At 53.4% G+C, this 17,120-nt stretch carries 16 protein-coding genes; 9 read left to right on the forward strand and 7 right to left on the reverse strand.

The window, feature by feature from the left end:
• The first annotated feature begins 9 nt into the window (after positions 1 to 9).
• On the forward strand, positions 10 to 567 hold the full coding sequence (locus ABD920_RS03410) for a copper resistance protein NlpE (protein WP_345156777.1): 558 nt from the start codon (positions 10 to 12) through the stop codon (positions 565 to 567).
• Positions 568 to 652: 85 nt separating this feature from the next.
• Positions 653 to 1,627, forward strand: a complete 975-nt coding sequence (gene trpS, locus ABD920_RS03415) for a tryptophan--tRNA ligase (RefSeq protein WP_345156778.1) — start codon at positions 653 to 655, stop codon at positions 1,625 to 1,627.
• A gap of 81 nt (positions 1,628 to 1,708) precedes the next feature.
• On the opposite strand, the gene ABD920_RS03420 is transcribed toward trpS, so the two are convergent.
• Together ABD920_RS03420 and ABD920_RS03425 are read right to left on the reverse strand one after the other, a co-directional pair.
• Complete coding sequence (locus ABD920_RS03420; RefSeq protein WP_345156779.1) at positions 1,709 to 2,080, reverse strand: methylglyoxal synthase; 372 nt, start codon at positions 2,078 to 2,080, stop codon at positions 1,709 to 1,711.
• 221 nt (positions 2,081 to 2,301) lie between these two features.
• A complete protein-coding gene (locus ABD920_RS03425; RefSeq protein ID WP_345156781.1) occupies positions 2,302 to 2,700 on the reverse strand; it encodes a hypothetical protein in 399 nt (132 codons plus the stop codon).
• A gap of 146 nt (positions 2,701 to 2,846) precedes the next feature.
• Here ABD920_RS03425 and hppD point away from each other — a divergent pair, with 146 nt between their 5' ends.
• Together hppD and ABD920_RS03435 are read left to right on the forward strand one after the other, a co-directional pair.
• Positions 2,847 to 3,941, forward strand: a complete 1,095-nt coding sequence (hppD, locus tag ABD920_RS03430; protein WP_345156783.1) for a 4-hydroxyphenylpyruvate dioxygenase — start codon at positions 2,847 to 2,849, stop codon at positions 3,939 to 3,941.
• 159 nt (positions 3,942 to 4,100) lie between these two features.
• Entirely contained in the window at positions 4,101 to 5,834 is a 1,734-nt protein-coding gene (locus ABD920_RS03435; RefSeq protein ID WP_345156784.1) for a phospho-sugar mutase, read from the forward strand.
• A 50-nt stretch (positions 5,835 to 5,884) separates the two neighbouring features.
• Here ABD920_RS03435 and ABD920_RS03440 read toward each other — a convergent pair whose 3' ends face one another.
• Both ABD920_RS03440 and ABD920_RS03445 read right to left on the reverse strand, forming a co-directional pair.
• Entirely contained in the window at positions 5,885 to 6,238 is a 354-nt protein-coding gene (locus tag ABD920_RS03440) for a histidine kinase (RefSeq protein WP_345156785.1), read from the reverse strand.
• 42 nt (positions 6,239 to 6,280) lie between these two features.
• Positions 6,281 to 7,537 (reverse strand): PAS domain-containing protein, encoded by a 1,257-nt coding sequence (locus ABD920_RS03445; RefSeq protein ID WP_345156787.1) that lies wholly within the window; start codon positions 7,535 to 7,537, stop codon positions 6,281 to 6,283.
• A 265-nt stretch (positions 7,538 to 7,802) separates the two neighbouring features.
• On the opposite strand from ABD920_RS03445, the gene ABD920_RS03450 reads away from it, so the two are divergent.
• Positions 7,803 to 8,390 (forward strand): nitroreductase family protein, encoded by a 588-nt coding sequence (locus tag ABD920_RS03450; RefSeq protein ID WP_345156788.1) that lies wholly within the window; start codon positions 7,803 to 7,805, stop codon positions 8,388 to 8,390.
• A 349-nt stretch (positions 8,391 to 8,739) separates the two neighbouring features.
• Here ABD920_RS03450 and dnaB read toward each other — a convergent pair whose 3' ends face one another.
• Positions 8,740 to 10,317: a replicative DNA helicase gene (dnaB, locus tag ABD920_RS03455; protein WP_345156789.1), complete on the reverse strand. Its 1,578-nt coding sequence runs from the start codon at positions 10,315 to 10,317 to the stop codon at positions 8,740 to 8,742.
• Positions 10,318 to 10,472: 155 nt separating this feature from the next.
• On the opposite strand from dnaB, the gene ABD920_RS03460 reads away from it, so the two are divergent.
• Positions 10,473 to 11,852, forward strand: coding sequence for a UDP-N-acetylmuramate--L-alanine ligase (locus tag ABD920_RS03460; RefSeq protein WP_345156790.1), 1,380 nt, complete (start codon positions 10,473 to 10,475; stop codon positions 11,850 to 11,852).
• A 21-nt stretch (positions 11,853 to 11,873) separates the two neighbouring features.
• Positions 11,874 to 12,680: an exonuclease domain-containing protein gene (locus ABD920_RS03465; RefSeq protein ID WP_345156791.1), complete on the forward strand. Its 807-nt coding sequence runs from the start codon at positions 11,874 to 11,876 to the stop codon at positions 12,678 to 12,680.
• Between the two features lie 134 nt (positions 12,681 to 12,814).
• Here ABD920_RS03465 and ABD920_RS03470 read toward each other — a convergent pair whose 3' ends face one another.
• Together ABD920_RS03470 and ABD920_RS03475 are read right to left on the reverse strand one after the other, a co-directional pair.
• A complete protein-coding gene (locus ABD920_RS03470; protein WP_345156792.1) occupies positions 12,815 to 13,441 on the reverse strand; it encodes a hypothetical protein in 627 nt (208 codons plus the stop codon).
• A gap of 14 nt (positions 13,442 to 13,455) precedes the next feature.
• Positions 13,456 to 14,253, reverse strand: a complete 798-nt coding sequence (locus ABD920_RS03475; protein ID WP_345156793.1) for a M48 family metallopeptidase — start codon at positions 14,251 to 14,253, stop codon at positions 13,456 to 13,458.
• 361 nt (positions 14,254 to 14,614) lie between these two features.
• Here ABD920_RS03475 and ABD920_RS03480 point away from each other — a divergent pair, with 361 nt between their 5' ends.
• On the forward strand, positions 14,615 to 15,226 hold the full coding sequence (locus tag ABD920_RS03480) for a fumarylacetoacetate hydrolase family protein (protein ID WP_345156794.1): 612 nt from the start codon (positions 14,615 to 14,617) through the stop codon (positions 15,224 to 15,226).
• Positions 15,207 to 17,117 (forward strand): M23 family metallopeptidase, encoded by a 1,911-nt coding sequence (locus tag ABD920_RS03485; RefSeq protein WP_345156795.1) that lies wholly within the window; start codon positions 15,207 to 15,209, stop codon positions 17,115 to 17,117. Before ABD920_RS03480 ends, ABD920_RS03485 begins: the two co-directional genes overlap by 20 nt.
• The last annotated feature ends 3 nt before the right edge of the window (positions 17,118 to 17,120 follow it).

Here is a 17,120-nt window from a genome sequence, read left to right on the forward strand (position 1 = left end):
CACCTCTTTATGAAAACGATTCTCACACTATGCATCCTTTTTTCGATGACATTCGGCCTGCAGCAGGTACAGGCACAATCGGCCATGAGCTACGATGAGTGGCGGGCGTCAGCAGGGGGTGGTAAAAAAGCCGCCAAAAAGCCTGCGAAGGCAACCAAAGCAAAATCTTCCACAAAAGAAGGTAAAGCGGAGGCAGCTGCGCCGAAAACTGCGATGGCCGCGCCGGCGGGCACCTTTCGCGGCACCATCCCCTGCACTGACTGCAAGGGCATCGATACGGAGCTTGTGCTGAACGGCGACGCCAATGGCTCCAGCCGCACCTTTACCATGAGGCAAACTTACCTTGGCAAACCCGCCGATAAAAACGTGGTGGTCAGTTCAGGGAAATGGTTCCTGGCCAAGGGCAATAACCAGGACCCGGACGCCATGACGCTGCAACTTATCCCGACGGAGGGAATTAATGATATGCTATATTTCGTGCAGGTAAGCGACACGGAGATAAAGCTGCTTGACAAGAAGCAAACAGCGATACAGCGAAACCACAACTACTCCCTGAAGAAGCGGTAGCACCCCGGAGCAGAATAGTACGCGGTTTGGTGGGCGTGTTTTCAGCATTTTGCGTTACTTTGCAATCGCAAACATCATCCAGACTATGGCACGTTATCTTACAGGAATCCAGAGCACGGGACGCCCGCATTTAGGCAACCTTTTAGGCGCAATCATTCCTGCTGTGGAGCTATCAAAAGCCTCTGAAGAGGCTTCGTTGTACTTTATTGCCGACATGCACTCGCTCACGTCTGTGCGCAATGCGGAGGAGCTGCGGCACAACACTTACTCGGTGGCGGCCGCCTGGCTAGCCTTCGGTTTCGACACGGACAAGCATATTTTTTACCGGCAGTCGGATGTGACGATGGTGACGGAGCTGATGTGGTACCTGAACTGCTTCGCGCCGTTCCCGATGCTGGCCAACGCCCACTCCTTCAAAGACAAATCATCCAGAAGAGGGCTTGCGGATGTTAACGCCGGTCTTTTTACCTACCCGGTGCTGATGGCTGCCGACATCCTGCTATATGAGGCCAATTTTGTGCCGGTGGGAAAAGACCAGATCCAGCACCTGGAGATCACCCGCGACATTGCCAGCGCCTTTAACCATACATACGGTGAGACGTTTGTGCTGCCTGAGGCAAGGGTAGACGAGACAGTGATGACGGTGCCGGGCGTGAACGGCGAGAAAATGAGCAAGTCGTATGGCAACATCATCGATATTTTTGAGGCCGACAAACCGCTGCGCAAAACCATCATGAGCATCATCACCGACAGTACGCCGCTGGAAGAGCCAAAGGACACCGAGAATGACACGGTGTTCAAGCTCTACAGCCTGCTGGCTTCGCCGGAGGAGATTGAGGTGATGCGCGGCAACTATATAGCCGGCGGCTACGGCTACGGCCACGCCAAGCAGGCGCTGTACGAGCTGATCGTCCGGAAATATGGCAAAGAGCGCGAACTATTCAATTACTATATGAACAACCTGCCTGAGATCGACAAGAAACTATTGGAGGGAGCTGAAAAGGCCAAAGCCATCGGCGGCCCCGTGCTGCAGCGCGTGCGCCAGAGGGTTGGATACTGAGGCATATATAATCTTTATAAAAAAGACGGCAGTTGAGGATTCAGCTGCCGTCTTTTTTATATATAATCAGCCGGGGAAAGGCTATTTCTCCAGCACAATCAGATCAGCGGAGGCACGGTTAAGCGCGATGGGAATGTTGTTGAGCACCGCCGTCCGGATAAGCGTCTGGATATCGTGCTCGTGGCCGTGCGGTGTTTCAGCGTCTATGAAGAAGATTATTTTATGCACCTCGCCCTGTAGAATACGAGCCGCCAGCAGGATATCCCCCCCACTTGGGCCGTGGCCAAAAGGCTGCACGTTCAGGTCCAGCAAATCGTTGATGAGCCGGGAGGTATTGGTAGTGCCGATCAGGGTATGCCCTTCCAGGGCCTTGTGGTTCTCTTTTACCCAGTTCAGCAGGTCGTTTTTGCGGTTATTGTGCGCTACTAATGCAATGGTGGTTGTGGTTGTCATATAGCATGTTCTAAAGTTTAAAGGGCCTCTATAAAGAAGCCACAGCTAAATTAGCATAATATGCGGGAACATATATACTGCTTTACAAAAACTTAATCCGCACCTGACAGCAAAAAACCTGTCGCACCAGCCTTTGCCATATATAGCAGCAAAGGCTGGTGCGACAGGAATAGCTGGTGCCCGAAAAGGCATGGCAACGGTTCTTATATATAGGTCAGGGCTTACTCTGCCGTCCAGAGCACACGCTCCTGGTCAGCCAGGATCAGCAGCACGCGCGGCGGGTTGGCCACGATCACGAGGCGCATCTCCACACCCGGGAAAGAATCGGACTCCACCCACACCCCTTCTTTCTCGTCATGCTCCAAGTCAGCCTCCGGGTCCAGGGTGCTGGCCAGGTAAGCGGTGGGCAACAGAATATCCGCATCCGATTTCAGCTTGCCGTGCACATCCTCCAGCACATCCTCCAGGTAGTCGCCGTACTCCTCGTTGAAATCATCCTCCAGGTCGTGGAGTTCCTCTTCCATATCGTCATAACGCGCATCGTTGTAGTCCAGCGAGTTCAGTTCCTGCTTCTTTGCCAGGATCGCAACGATGGATTCGTTCAAAGCATTTACATTCATGAGATCGTGTTTTTTACAAAGTTGACAACATGCCGTAGCAATTGCAAGTAATACGTTTGATTATTTGAACAGGTGCGGCTCCGGTTTTGATAAGTCCCTAAAAGGTGTATTTTTACAAAGATCACCTGAAAAAAACCTATATAGCTATGGCAACAGACCTTCTGCCCCTCAACGGCACCGACCATATCGAGTTTTATGTGGGCAATGCCAAGCAGGCGGCGCACTTCTACCAGACAGCCTTCGGCTTCAAGCTGATTGCCTACGCAGGGCCTGAAACCGGCGTCCGCGACCGCGCTTCGTACGTGCTGGTGCAGGACAAGATCCGGTTTGTGCTCACCACCTCCCTCGACCCTAACTCTGCTATCTCGAAGCACGTGCTGCAGCACGGCGACGGCGTAAAGGTGCTGGCCCTGTGGGTGGATGACGCGGAGAAGTCTTTTTACGACACGGTGGCGCGCGGCGCGAAACCAGCCATAGAACCCAAGACGCTGCAGGATGAGCACGGCGAGGTGAAAATCTCCGCCATCCACACTTACGGCGAAACCATCCATACTTTTGTGGAGCGCAGCAACTACAACGGCCCATTTATGCCGGGTTATATAGCCAAAACATCAGCGCTGGAGGTAAAGCCGCTGGGCCTGAAATACGTGGACCACTGCGTGGGCAATGTGGAGCTGGGCCGCATGAACGAGTGGGTGGCGTTTTATGAGAAAGTGATGGGCTTTAACCTGCTGATTACGTTTGATGATAAAGACATCAGTACCGAATACACGGCCCTCATGTCGAAGGTGGTGTCGAACGGCAACGGCTACGTAAAGTTCCCGATCAACGAGCCGGCCAAGGGCAAGAAGAAGTCGCAGATAGACGAGTACCTGGAGTTTTACCGTGGGGCCGGTGTGCAGCACATCGCCATCGCCACCGACGACATTTTATATACCGTGGCGGAGTTGCGCCGCCGTGGCGTCGAGTTTTTATACGTGCCGGAAACTTACTACGAAACGCTGTTCGACCGCGTAGGCAAAATCGACGAGGAGATGGAGGCCCTGAAGGCGCAGAACATACTGGTAGACCGCGACGAGGAAGGCTACCTGCTGCAGATTTTCACAAAGCCCGTAGAAGACAGGCCAACAGTATTTTATGAGATCATCCAGCGCAAGGGAGCCAAATCGTTTGGGAAGGGAAATTTCAAGGCACTGTTCGAATCCATTGAGCGGGAGCAGGCGCTGCGAGGCAACCTTTGAGCAGAAAATGAAGTAAATGCGCGAGTAAAACGGCTTAAATTGCTTTATTTTGATATTGCTATACGTCACACCAGTTCTTTCATTGTACCTCGGGTGTAAAAGAGCTGGTGTGATGCATTTTATATAAAACTCACCAGTACATTTACAAGCATTAAAACTATGATAGACCAATCTATACAAACCAAAATTGACCAGTGGCTGTCCGGCAGCTACGACGAGGCCACGAAAGCAGAAATAAAAGACTTGCAGGCGCGCGGGGAGCAGGACGCGCTGGCGGACGCCTTTTACAGGAACCTGGAGTTTGGCACCGGCGGCCTCCGCGGCATTATGGGCGCGGGCAGCAACCGCATGAACCGGTACACGCTCGGCATGGCCACGCAGGGCCTCTGCAATTACCTGAAGCAGAACTTCCCTAATCAGTCCATAAGCGTCGCCATCGCCCACGACAGCCGTAACAACTCCGACAAGTTTGCCCGCGAGACGGCTGCCATTTTCTCTGCCAACGACATCAAGGTATACCTGTTCGAGGCGCTGCGCCCAACCCCGGAGCTGTCGTTTGCCATCCGCCACCTGGGCTGCCAGAGCGGCGTGGTGATCACGGCCTCGCACAACCCGAAAGAATACAATGGCTACAAAGCCTATTGGAACGACGGTGGGCAGGTAACGGCCCCGCATGACAAGAACATCATTGCGGAAGTAAATAAAATTACCTCTATTGATGAGGTGAAGTTTGAGGCGAAGCCGGAGAACATCCAGATGATCGGCGCGGAAGTGGACGAGGCCTATATGAAGGCGGTGCTGGGACTTTCCATCTCGCAGGAGGCCATTCAGCGCCAGCACGACCTGAAGATCGTTTTCACGCCGATTCACGGCACCGGCATCACACTGGTGCCTGAAATCCTGAAGCGCTACGGCTTCACGAATGTGCACGTGGTAGAAGAGCAGGCAGAGCCAAACGGTAACTTCCCGACGGTGGTGTACCCAAACCCGGAGGAGAAAGATGCCATGACGCTGGCAATACAGAAAGCCGAGGTAATTGACGGCGACCTCGTGCTGGCCACCGACCCCGACGCCGACCGCGTGGGCATTGCGGTGAAAAACCTGAAGGGCGAGTTTGTGCTCCTGAACGGAAACCAGACCGGATCGCTGCTCATCAACTACCTGCTGCAGGCGTGGCAGAAAGCCGGCAAACTGACAGGCAAAGAGTTCGTGGTGAAAACCATCGTGACCACCGACCTGATCAAGAAGATTGCAGACAGCTACAACGTGACGATGTACGAAACCCTGACAGGCTTTAAGTATATAGCCGAGGTGATCCGGGAGTTGGAGGGCAAGGAAACCTATATAGCCGGCGGCGAGGAAAGCTACGGCTACCTGGCCGGCGACTTCGTGCGCGACAAAGACGCCATCTCGTCCTGCGCCCTGATAGCTGAAATGGCGGCGGTGGCCAAAGACAACGGCCAGAGCCTGTTTGAGATGATGGTGGAGATGTACACCAAATACGGCTTCTACAAAGAAGAACTGGTGTCTATCACGAAGAAGGGCATGCGCGGCGCGGAGGAGATTCAGCAGATGATGGCGGAGATGCGCAGCAACCCACCGCAGACCATCGCGGGCTCAAAAGTAGTGGAAGTGCGTGATTACAAGTCCGGCACCCGCAAAAACCTGCTGACGGGCGAAGAGGGCAAGTTGAACCTGGAAAGCTCAAACGTGCTGCAGTACCTCACCGAAGACGGCAGCAAGATCTCTGCCCGTCCGTCCGGCACCGAGCCTAAAATCAAGTTTTACGTGAGCGTGAACGAGCCGCTGCCTTCCAAGGCGGACTATGATGCCACGGCCCAAAAACTGAATCAGAAGATACAGCAGACTTTGACTGACCTGAAGCTGAAATAGGCAAAGCCTCTAAACCAAAAAAACCAGCTTAAGAAATTAAGCTGGCTTTTTTATGCCTCCTTCAGTCGTTGCTCAAGCTTTGAGAGCACATTTAGAAAACGGTCGGATTGCATCTCGATGCTTTTGAGCCCGTCGTGCGCCGCGTCTATCTTGCCGCCCTTGTAGAGCCTGTACAGGTCCAGCGTGGTGGCCTCCAGTTCCCGGTGTACTTTTGCCAGTTCCGCCAGTTCAAACTCGTTTGCATAGCGCTTGGAGCCAATGGTACTGAACCATATGCCAATGGGGCCGGAACGGGAGAAGAAAACCTCATCAAAGGCTCCGCCATATAGCATAGAGCGCACCTTCGATTTGTAGAGGATGTGCTTAATCCGGAGTTGTTGGAAGTCTATCTGGGCTACATTCATATATCGCCGTGCCCCCTACTGAGGTAAGTTTGCGCTTTCATGTTACGCCTGGCCCAGTTGCTGCAGCTTCATCCGGAAAAGCACCTGCTGTGTCACATCGTAGGCGAACACCAGTATACCCGCCACCTGTTCCGCCTCATATAGCGGCTGGTATATAAAGTTGAGGTATACATCCTGCAGTTGCCCGTTGTCCTGGCGGTCAAGCCTGATGAGCACCTCTTCTGCAATAAACTCCTTGCCGGTGCTGTATACATTGTCCAGCAGTTGCACAAAGCCCTGTTCAATTACTTCGGGCAGTGCCTCTACTACGGTCAGGCCCTGCAACTGCCTCTTCGGGAACAGTTGCTGGTATTGGGTATTCACCAGTTCAAAGCGATGCTCCGGCCCTTTTAGAATACAAAACATGGCAGGAGCCTGCATGATCAGCCGCTCCAGCTTTTTGCGCTCATTTTCTGCCTTCATATAGGCCACCTGCACCTGGTCCGACAGGGCGGACATCTGCTCATTGGCCTCCAGCAGTTCCTGCACCATGATCCTGGTGTCGTGAATATCCGTGGAGCTTCCCACCCACATCAGAATGTTGCCCTTCTCATCTTTCATCGGAAGGGTGCGGCAAAGGTGCCACCGGTATACGCCGTCTTTGTCGCGCTTGCGCAACTCTAACTGCATGTCGGTGCCCTTCTCAAAGCTTTCCTCCCACTTAGCTGCCACTATCGGCATGTCTTCCGGGTGAATGACATCCTGCCACCCGTCTTTCAGAAGCTCTTCTATCGGAATGCCCGTGAAGCTTTCCCACCGCTTGTTCAGGTATGTGAGTTTGCCTGTGGCATCTGTCGTGAAGATGAGCTGCGGCATGGCCTCAGCCATAAACCTGAATTTCTCTTCGCTCTCCGAAAGGGCAAGCTTAGCCAGTTCCCGCTCCGTTACATCCGAGGTATGCTGAATCAGAAACTCTACGTTGCCTTCCTCATCCAGCACAGGGGTATGGGAGGCTTCCCAATACCGCACATCGTAACCGCCTCCCGCTGATTCCGGTTTGGGCAAATCGTACCGGATCACGTCAAGGTATTCCACCTTTTTGCTTTGCAACGCTTTATCCAGGGACACCCTTACCGGATTCTCCTCATAAGAGAGTTCCTTGTCCGGAAACGCCTCGAGCAGGAAATGCTTCCCTAAGATCTGCGCTCTTGTTCGCATGGTTATCTGCAGGTAAGCTTCAGTGGCAGCCAGTATCTTGTAGTCCGGAGACAGTACCACCATGGCAGCGGGGATATGGCTGAAAAATTTTTTGTAGTCCATTATCTGTTGGGGCAGAATCAGCGTTTTAGAATTAAATCAAAGATAAGCGTATTCGAATATCTTTCCTCTTTCAGATGAGGTGGTTTCTGAACATCCTATCGCTTGTAAGCTGAAATTAACTGTTACTATACTTAAAAGCACAGTATTGTGTTAACCTTAAGTTATTTATCCCGGGGTTGATTATTTTTGGCCTATATACCCCTTGCGGCGCACTTAAAGCCGTAGCGGGAGAGAAAAACCATACATAAAACCGACGATATTTTACATGAACGATCCATTCTCAGCCATACAGGAAGTCATCCAAAACAGGAGAACCGTGAAGCCGGCGCAAATGAACGGGCAGCAGGTGCCAGACGAGCAGGTAAAGCAAGTCATCGCCTTAGTTGACTGGGCCCCGACACATGGCCACACCGAGCCGTGGCGCTTCCGGGTATATGCCAACGATAAGGTAAAATCATTTTGCCTGGCGCATGCTCGGCTATATAAAGCGCATACAGCACCCGAGAAATTCCTGCAGGAGAAATACGACAAGCTACTGCATATGGGCGACCTGGCCTCTCACCTAATCGTGGCCATCATGCAGCGAGGTAATCTCCCCAAAATACCTGCTCTCGAGGAAATTGCCGCCACCTCCTCCGCGGTACAGAACCTGCTGCTGGGTGCCACGGCCTTGGGCATCGCCAGCTACTGGGGCTCCGGCGGCATGGCCTACCACCCTGCCATGAAAGAAATGCTGCAGCTTCGGGAAGAGGACCTGGTGCTGGGGATTCTATATCTTGGCTACACCGACAAGCCTGTTCTAGAAGGCAAGCGCGTGATACCGCTGGAGGAGAAAGTGGAGTGGAACGGATGAATTTTTAACAGGATGTTATGCAAACCCTTTTACAGCCTCATATATTAAAGACTATGGTGGAAGGTATTGATGGTCAATCAAACTCATCATATGTAACTATATAGCTACATGATTGAGATTGTATAGCTATAAACTTGATGCAAGAAAGAAGAAGGAGTAAGAAAACTCCCCTCCCTGTAAAAGAGGGACCAGGGGTGGTTGGATCGGGTAGATCGAAAGCAATAAATTTTACCAAAGCGAATTCCAGTTACTCGCTGTTGCGTATTATCGTCAGAAATAAGAAAAGCCGCTGGTTAATGACGCAGCGGCTAATCCTCCTTTGGCTTATCTTCTTTCTCTTTCAGGTTCCTTAAAACGGCGGCTCTTCATCAAAGTTGGATGACGGGAAGCCCCCGCCGCCGTTTCCACCGTCGTTCATGCGGCTGCCCAAACGGATGGAACCAGGTGCATCCGCATCGAAGGTACTGTTAGGCAGCGCGTTGAAACCTCCCATGGAATCTCCGCTGTAGTCGTGATCCAGGTTCGTGAATTTTGTGTATTTACCAATAAATTTCAGTTGCACGTTCTCCAGTGAGCCGTTACGGTGCTTGGCAATAATCACTTCGCCTACGCCGGCGGTTGGGTTGCCCATCTCGTCTTCCGTGATGCCGTAATACTCCGGGCGGTACAGGAAGAGCACCATGTCGGCGTCCTGCTCGATCGAACCGGATTCACGAAGGTCAGACAGCTGCGGGCGCTTGTCGCCCCCGCGCGTTTCCACGGCACGGCTCAGCTGCGACAGCGCGATCACTGGCACGCTCAGCTCCTTGGCCAGCATCTTCAGGGCACGCGAAATGGAGGCAATCTCCTGCTCCCGGTTACCGCCACCCTTGCCGTCTGTGTTACCTGTCATCAGCTGCAGGTAGTCGATAATGATCATCTGGATATCGAACTGTGCCTTCAGGCGGCGGCACTTGGTGCGCAGTTCCCGGATGGAAAGGCCCGGCGTATCGTCGATGAAGATGGGGGCCTCGGTCAGCTTGGATATCTTATGGTTGAGCTGCGCCCACTCATGGTCCACCAGGTTGCCCTTTTTGATTTTCTCTGAATCCAGCTCCGCCTCTGAAGAGATCAGGCGGTTCACGAGCTGCAGCGACGACATCTCCAGTGAGAAAATGGCCACTCCCTTTTTGAAATCGACGGCGGCGTTGCGCATGCACGAAAGCACGAAAGCCGTTTTACCCATCGCAGGGCGGGCTGCCAAGATCACCAGGTCAGACTTCTGCCAGCCGGAGGTCACGCGGTCCAGGGCGGCGAGCCCGCTCGGTACCCCTGTCAAACCATCCGCCTGCTTGCGCTTCTCCTCCAGTTCCTTGATAGCCGAATGCATCAGCGAGCGCATGTCGTCAAAGTTCTTGCGGATGTTGGATTCCGACACTTCATATAGCCGGGCCTCGGTCTTGTCGAGCAGGTCGAATACGTCGGTGGTGTCTTCGAAGGCGCTGGAGAGCACTTCGGAGGAGATAGAGATCAGGTCTCTTTTGATGGAGTTCTCCGTGATGATACGGGCGTGGTACTCGATGTTAGCCGCGGAGTTCACGCGCGTGGTCAGCTGCGTGACGTAGTAGGCGCCGCCTGCCAGCTCCAGTTCCCCGTGCTCGCGCAGCTCGTGCGTTACCGTCAGAATATCGATCGGCTCCGATTTATCGAACAGGCCGATGATGGCCTTGAAAATGCGCTGGTGCGCTTCTTTGTAAAAACTCTGGGGCCGCAGAATATCGATCACAGACGTCAGGGCATCCTTCTCCAACATCAGCGCGCCCAGCACAGCTTCCTCTAGATCAAGGGCTTGTGGTGGTTTTTTACCCAACTCCGAAACGGCTGGGGCTTTCTTCTGCCAGCTGTTTCGATTGCCCGCAGGCCGCACGTTCATTTTCATCTCCTCCATAGTCACAAATTTAAAAAACCTGATAGGCAAGTAATCCACATACGTGGGTGAGTAATCCACAATCATCTATTAGATATCAACATATTAGGAGGCGCCTATTTTATATTTGGGAAGGTCTTCTAACTTTGCCTGATGGCAATCTTATTGCTGAGCATATGGAGAAGAAGGAATTACAATACATACACCTGATTGCGGTTGGCGGAAGCATCATGCACAACCTGGCCCTGGCGCTGCACGACAAACGCCTGATGGTCACGGGCTCGGACGACGAAATCTTTGAGCCGGCCAAGAGCAGGCTGGCAGCCGCCGGCCTCCTGCCCGAAAAGGAAGGCTGGTTCCCGGAGAAGATCAACGCCGGGCTGGATGCCGTGATCCTGGGCATGCACGCCCGCCCCGACAACCCGGAGCTGAAGCGCGCGCAGGAGCTGAACATCCCGATCTACTCCTTCCCCGAGTTTATATATGAGCAGAGCCGCGATAAGCAGCGCATCGTGATCGGCGGGAGCCACGGCAAGACATCCATCACCTCCATCATCATGCACGTGCTGCAGCATGTCGGGCGCAAGTTCGATTATGCCGTCGGCGCGCAGCTGGAGGGCTTTGACCGCATGGTGAAACTCACGGATGACGCGCCCATTATCATCATTGAGGGGGATGAGTACCTCTCCGACCCGATCAAGCGCATCCCGAAGTTCCACCTGTACCACCACCACATCGCTGTGATCAGCGGCATCAGCTGGGACCATATCAACGTGTTCCCGGACCCGGAAATGTACCGCGAGCAGTTCCGCATTTTCGCGGAGATGACGCCCAAAGCGGGCACGCTCATATATAACCAGGACGATGAGCAGGTGCAGTTGGTGGCAGTGCCGCGCAACCCCGCTGACATTGCCTATGTGGGATACAGCGTGCATGACCACAGCATCCGCAACGGCAAAACCATCCTGCACACCAAGAAAGACGGCGACGTGGAGATTCCGCTGTTCGGGGAGCACAACCTGCGCAACATCAGCGCGGCGAAGGAAGTGTGCAAGCAGATCGGGGTGAAGGCGCACGATTTCTACGAGGCGCTGCAAACGTTTAAAGGGGCCGCCAAGCGCCTGGAGAAGATCGGGGAATCGGGCGACAGCATTGTTTTCCGCGACTTCGCCCACGCCCCCTCCAAAGTAAAAGCCACGACGAAGGCCGTGAAGTCCCAGTACCCGCAGCGGGAGCTGGTGGCCGTTTTGGAGCTGCACACCTTCAGCAGCCTGAACCGGAATTTCCTGCCGCAGTACGCTGGCGCCCTGGACAAAGCCGACGAGGCCATCGTGTATTTCAACCCCAAAACGGTGGAGCACAAGAAGATGGAGATGCTGACGGAGGCGGAACTGAAGGAGGCTTTCGCTAACCCGAAGCTGCAGGTATATACGGACGCGGAGGCGCTGGAGCAGCATCTTACCAATCGGAGCTGGAAAAACGCCAACCTATTGCTGATGAGCTCGGGCAACTATAACAACATGAACCTGGAGGCGCTAACGAAGGCGGTTCTTTAAATTAACTTATAAACCCTGGCCATGAAGCTGAACCTGAAGCGCCCCATCGTCTTTTTTGACCTTGAAACCACCGGCACCGACATTTGTAAAGACCGGATTGTAGAGTATAGCCTGCTGAAGGTGATGCCCGACGGCGAGGAGATCCTCCGCACGCGCCGGATCAACCCAACCATTCCGATTCCGCTGGAGTCGAGCCTGATCCACAAGATATATGACGTGGACGTGAAGGACTGTTCTACCTTTAAGCAGGTGGCCCGGGACCTGGAGCAGTTCCTAAAAGGCTGTGACCTGGGAGGCTACAACCTGCTGCGCTTCGACATTCCGCTGCTGGCGGAGGAGTTCCTGCGCTGCGACATCGACTTCGACATCGACAACCGGAACGTGATCGACGCCTGCCGCATTTTCCACCAGATGGAGCAACGCACCTTGTCTGCGGCATATAAATACTACTGTGATAAGAAGCTGGAGAACGCCCACAGCGCCGAGGCCGACACCGTCGCCACGTACCACATTCTGATGGCCCAGCTGGACCGTTACCAACATACACCAATCGAAATATCGGAAGGCGTGGAGGAATACCCGGTGCAGAACGACATGGAGCAACTGCACAAGTTCACGGTGCAGAAAACGGCCGACTTATCAGGCCGGATCGTCTATAACAATGCGGGGCAGGAAGTATTCAATTTCGGGAAGCACAAGAACGTGCCGGTGGAGGAAGTGCTGCAGAAAGAGCCCGGCTATTACGACTGGATGATGAAAAGCGAGTTCCCGCTCCAGACGAAAAAAGTGCTTACCCGCATCCGCCTGCGTAAGGTTCAGCTGTTTTAGCTGTTATTATTGTACATTATACCTTATTCCATTTGCCATATATAAATGTCAATCATTCTGGTAGTCTCTACTCGACGGCAGTGGTCAAGCCTCCTGACACTAAAGGCAGGGATTAACAAGCCTCCTCCTCTATTTCACCTTTTCTCGTCCCGGGGCTGGTTGCGCAGCTGCACGTCTTTCAGCAGGTTGTTGCCTTCCGAGAACTTGTGGGAGCAGTTGTTTCCAGTCGATCGCGAGCCGCACTCGCACCCGGTGATCTCGTTGCCGGAGAAGGTGAAAAAGCAGAAGTTACAGCCTGCCGAGGCCTGGCATATATGCTTCGCCCCTTTGCTGCTCAGGTACAGGCTGTTGTCCGCCGCCAAATCCAGGCTTAAAGCCATCGAGCGGAAGGCGCCGTTCCGGATGCCTAAACCCACCAGGTAATAAGCCGGCTTATCCTCTTTTGTCTCCTGCACTTTCCGGATCATGATCTTGTCTACCACAGTTCCGTCGCCGAACTCGCGTATAAAGGGCTGCATCAGTTCCTGGTGGGGCATGATGTATTCTACGGTGTCGAAAATAACCTGCGCCAGCAGTTTGCCGTCATAAGCCGCTACGGGCACCTCCTCTAACCCCTCTTCCATTCCCATGTCGCTCTCTTCGCTGATCACCTCGCGGCCTGAGCAGGCGCCTGCAAGAAACAGGATGAATATAAAAGCACTTGTAACTTTAACTTTCCTGAGAACGCTGGAAAGGAAGCGGGCATAAGAGGTATAGGTCATAGATTAGGGTTGGTTTATTTTCCTTTATAGTACTGCAGCGCCTCCGGCATCCACTTCTGCAGATCGCTCTGGCGTGTGCCTGCGCTTGGGTGGGTTGAGAGAAACTCAGGAGGAGCCTGCCCGCCGCCCTGCGCTTCCATGCGCTTCCAGAATGGCACGGCCGCCTGCGGGTCATAGCCTGCCATGGCCATAAAGATCAAGCCGAGCCGGTCTGCCTCCGACTCCTGGTTGCGGCCATACTTTAACATGCCCAACTGCGAGCCCACCCCATAAACAGACATGATCAGGCTGGAGGCAGCGCCCGGCTGTGCGCCCGCAAGCGCAGAAAGCGTCTGGCCACCGAACTGCTGCGCCAGCGCCTGGCTCATCCGCTCGTTACCATGCTTGGCAATGGCGTGGGCAATCTCGTGCCCCATTACCACGGCAAGTCCTGTCTCGTTCTGCGCAACAGGCAAAATACCGCTGTACACCACCGTTTTTCCGCCCGCCATCGCAAAGGCATTCACCTGTTCGTCCTGCACAAGGTTAAATTCCCAATCAAACCCCGCCAGTTCCTGCTGCATGTTGTTGGCCGCCATATATTGCTCCACGGCGCGCTGAATCCGCTGCCCTACCCTTTTTACCATGGCCGTAGCCTGGGCATCCCTGGATAGTTTGTGTTCGCTCAGAAACTGATCGTAGGCAGCGTAGCTCTGCTGCTGCATCTCAGCGTCAGATACCAAACTGAGTTGTCGGCGACCGGTAATGGGTACCGTCGTACAGGCCACCATCATCACGGAGGCAATTGCGAAAGCAGTTATTTTCTTATACATCTTCTTAAAGTTAAGGTGGATTCTAAGCCGGTTCAAATTTTGAACCATTCTTGTTAAAACCCGGGATAATTTACACTAAAATTAGCAAAGCACTATATATTAACGGCAGCAATAAAAAATTGTTTTTCGCCTCGCCGTCACCTTTGTTTAGTTGCACGGCTTATACGTCAGCCATCCATTGATTTGTTTTACAGCCGAAAATATAATATCAGGGCTTTAAGTGCAGTTGTTTTGAGGGGGAAGAGGCATTGCCGGCTTGGCTCATGCCACACACCAAATGCGTAATATTTCCAGATTTTTTACTGGACCGCAATGTTAGAACCCCTATTTTTGACAATCAGAACATCTATTCGTAAATTACATGAAGATAGTAGCCATCGGTAGAAACTACGCTGCGCATATCGCCGAATTAAAAAACGAGGTGCCGGACGAGCCGGTCATTTTCTTTAAGCCTGACACGGCGGTACTCCGCAACAACGAGCCGTTCTACTATCCCGATTACACCACCGATGTGCATTACGAGGCAGAGCTTATCCTGCGCATCGGGCGGGAGGGCAAGAACATCGACCGGAAGTTCGCACACAAGTATTTCGACGCCATCGGCCTGGGAATCGATTTCACGGCACGCGACTTGCAGTCAAAAGCGAAGGCAAAGGGCCTGCCCTGGGCGTTGGCTAAAGGCTTCAACGGCTCCGCTCCTATCTCGGAGTTTCTGCCTTTAGACCAGTTCCCCGACCTGCAGCATATTAATTTCAGGCTGGAGGTGAACGGGGAGACGAAGCAACAGGGCAACTCAGAAATGATGCTGCACAAGTTTGACGACATCATCGCCTACATCTCCCGTTTTGTCACGTTAAAAACAGGAGACATTATTTTCACCGGCACCCCGGAGGGTGTTGGTCCAGTACAGATAGGAGACAGATTAGTAGGGTATGTTGAAGATAGAAAATTACTTGACTTCGAAGTTAAATAAGAAGCGGCTTTCGCTTGCAGTGCTTGCGTTTGTCACCTCTTTTGGTGCAGCCGCGCAAATGGCCCCGGAGCCTATAGATTTCCTGTTTCCGATAAAGCCGGGGGAGCGGAACTACCTGTCAGGAACCATGGGAGAGATACGCTCCAACCATTTTCATGGGGGGCTGGATATAAAAACCGACCAGCGCGAGGGCTTGCAGGTGTATGCCGCCGCGGATGGGTATATCTCGCGGGTAAAGCAGTCTACCTACGGTTACGGCAACATCATATTTGTAACGCACCCCAACGGGTTGGTCACCACTTACGCGCACCTCTCTGCTTTCGGGCAACCGCTGACGGATTATATACTGAAGCAGCAGTACGAGAAAAAAAGCTTTGAGCTGGAGCTTTTCCCGGAAAAGGGGATGTTCCCTGTGAAGCGCGGGGAAGTGATCGGTTTGTCGGGCAATACCGGAGGCTCGGGGGGACCGCACCTGCATTTCGAGATCAGGGATGGAAACGACCGCCTCTACAACCCGCTGAAGTATAAGTTCCAGGAGGTGATAGACACTACCCCGCCGGAGATATTCACTTTGGGCATCACGCCGCTGCGCATCCAGTCCCGGGTGAACAATGAGTTCCGGAGGGCGGAATACCGCACCACGCAGAAAGGCAACACTTACACCATTACCGACACGGTATACGCCAATGGCCTGCTGGGGCTGGAACTGCAGACGATCGATAAGCTTGACGGTGCCGCCAACAAGAACGGCACGCAGGAAGTGACGCTGCTTGTCAACGGCAAGCAGGTATATAACCATTACATCGACCAGGTGCCGTTTGAGCTTTCCAGGCAGGTGTCGCAGCACATCAACTACAACATATACAAGCGCGAAGGACGCACCTTTCAGAAAGCCTACGTGGACAACGGCAACGACCTGCCCCTGTACAATGCCACCAACGGGCGCCAGGGCCGCATCAACGTGCACCCCGACTCCACCTACCGGGTACAGCTTGTGGCGCGCGACTCCTATAACAACGCCTCTACCCTCAGCTTTGTGGTGAAGGGGGAGCAGCCCACTTTCACAAAGACGCTGGCCAAGTCCGTCAAAAAGACGTCGCTTGATTATGAGCTGATCGGCAATATCCTCAAGATCATGGCCACCGACACCAGCAGCACCCCGCAGAACATCGAGTTGCTGAAGGGCGGCAAATCCCTGGTGCTGGTGCCGAGCTATATGAAGAACTCCCAGTCGGTAGGCCTTTTCGACCTGCGTGCCGGGTTACCGGACTCTGTGCGGTTCTGTGGCGTTACCGTGCCGTTTCATTTTGAAAAGCTGGTTCCGGCCGGGCAGGAAATGGCTTTCGCGAACAGCTACCTGAAAGTGCTCTTCGACAAGCGCTCCCTGTATGACACCCTGTACTTGCAGACGAAACTGGAGGACAACGTATTCACCGTCGGCGACTTTTTTACGCCGTTGCTGCAGCCTATCAAAGTCACCATCAAACCGGATATGACCGCCGTAAAGGACAAGTCGAAGGCGGCCGTGTACTTCCTGGGTACCGGGCGCGGCAGGGGCTTCATGGGCGGCACCTGGGGCGAGGACAACACCATTACCTTCAGCACCAAAAACATGGGTAAATTTAAGGTGCTGGAAGACACCAAAGCGCCCACTATACGCTTATTGAGCAAGAGCCGCGAACAGATCAGCTTCAGGATCGGCGACGACCTCTCGGGCCTTAACTCCTATAACGCCTATATAAACGGGGAATGGCTCCTGATGAAGTACGAGCACAAAAAGGCGACCATCTGGTCCGAAAAGTTAAATAAAGACCTACCTTTGTCCGGTGAAGTTGTATTGAAGGTGAAGGACAATGCAGGCAACGAAGCCACCTATACCACCACCATCTGACAA

This window comes from Pontibacter saemangeumensis (assembly GCF_039541895.1).
Classification (GTDB): domain Bacteria; phylum Bacteroidota; class Bacteroidia; order Cytophagales; family Hymenobacteraceae; genus Pontibacter; species Pontibacter saemangeumensis.

Bases quoted from the DNA above. Each gene is read 5' to 3' on its own strand.
- hppD (WP_345156783.1), top strand. From the start codon at position 2,847: ATGGCAACAGACCTTCTGCCCCTCAACGGCACCGACCATATCGAGTTT.
- ABD920_RS03465 (WP_345156791.1), top strand. From the start codon at position 11,874: ATGAAGCTGAACCTGAAGCGCCCCATCGTCTTTTTTGACCTTGAAACC.
- ABD920_RS03420 (WP_345156779.1), bottom strand. From the start codon at position 2,080: ATGACAACCACAACCACCATTGCATTAGTAGCGCACAATAACCGCAAA.
- trpS (WP_345156778.1), top strand. From the start codon at position 653: ATGGCACGTTATCTTACAGGAATCCAGAGCACGGGACGCCCGCATTTA.
- ABD920_RS03435 (WP_345156784.1), top strand. From the start codon at position 4,101: ATGATAGACCAATCTATACAAACCAAAATTGACCAGTGGCTGTCCGGC.
- ABD920_RS03470 (WP_345156792.1), bottom strand. From the start codon at position 13,441: ATGACCTATACCTCTTATGCCCGCTTCCTTTCCAGCGTTCTCAGGAAA.
- ABD920_RS03445 (WP_345156787.1), bottom strand. From the start codon at position 7,537: ATGGACTACAAAAAATTTTTCAGCCATATCCCCGCTGCCATGGTGGTA.
- ABD920_RS03460 (WP_345156790.1), top strand. From the start codon at position 10,473: ATGGAGAAGAAGGAATTACAATACATACACCTGATTGCGGTTGGCGGA.
- ABD920_RS03450 (WP_345156788.1), top strand. From the start codon at position 7,803: ATGAACGATCCATTCTCAGCCATACAGGAAGTCATCCAAAACAGGAGA.
- ABD920_RS03410 (WP_345156777.1), top strand. From the start codon at position 10: ATGAAAACGATTCTCACACTATGCATCCTTTTTTCGATGACATTCGGC.
- ABD920_RS03480 (WP_345156794.1), top strand. From the start codon at position 14,615: ATGAAGATAGTAGCCATCGGTAGAAACTACGCTGCGCATATCGCCGAA.
- ABD920_RS03440 (WP_345156785.1), bottom strand. From the start codon at position 6,238: ATGAATGTAGCCCAGATAGACTTCCAACAACTCCGGATTAAGCACATC.
- ABD920_RS03425 (WP_345156781.1), bottom strand. From the start codon at position 2,700: ATGAATGTAAATGCTTTGAACGAATCCATCGTTGCGATCCTGGCAAAG.
- ABD920_RS03475 (WP_345156793.1), bottom strand. From the start codon at position 14,253: ATGTATAAGAAAATAACTGCTTTCGCAATTGCCTCCGTGATGATGGTG.
- dnaB (WP_345156789.1), bottom strand. From the start codon at position 10,317: ATGGAGGAGATGAAAATGAACGTGCGGCCTGCGGGCAATCGAAACAGC.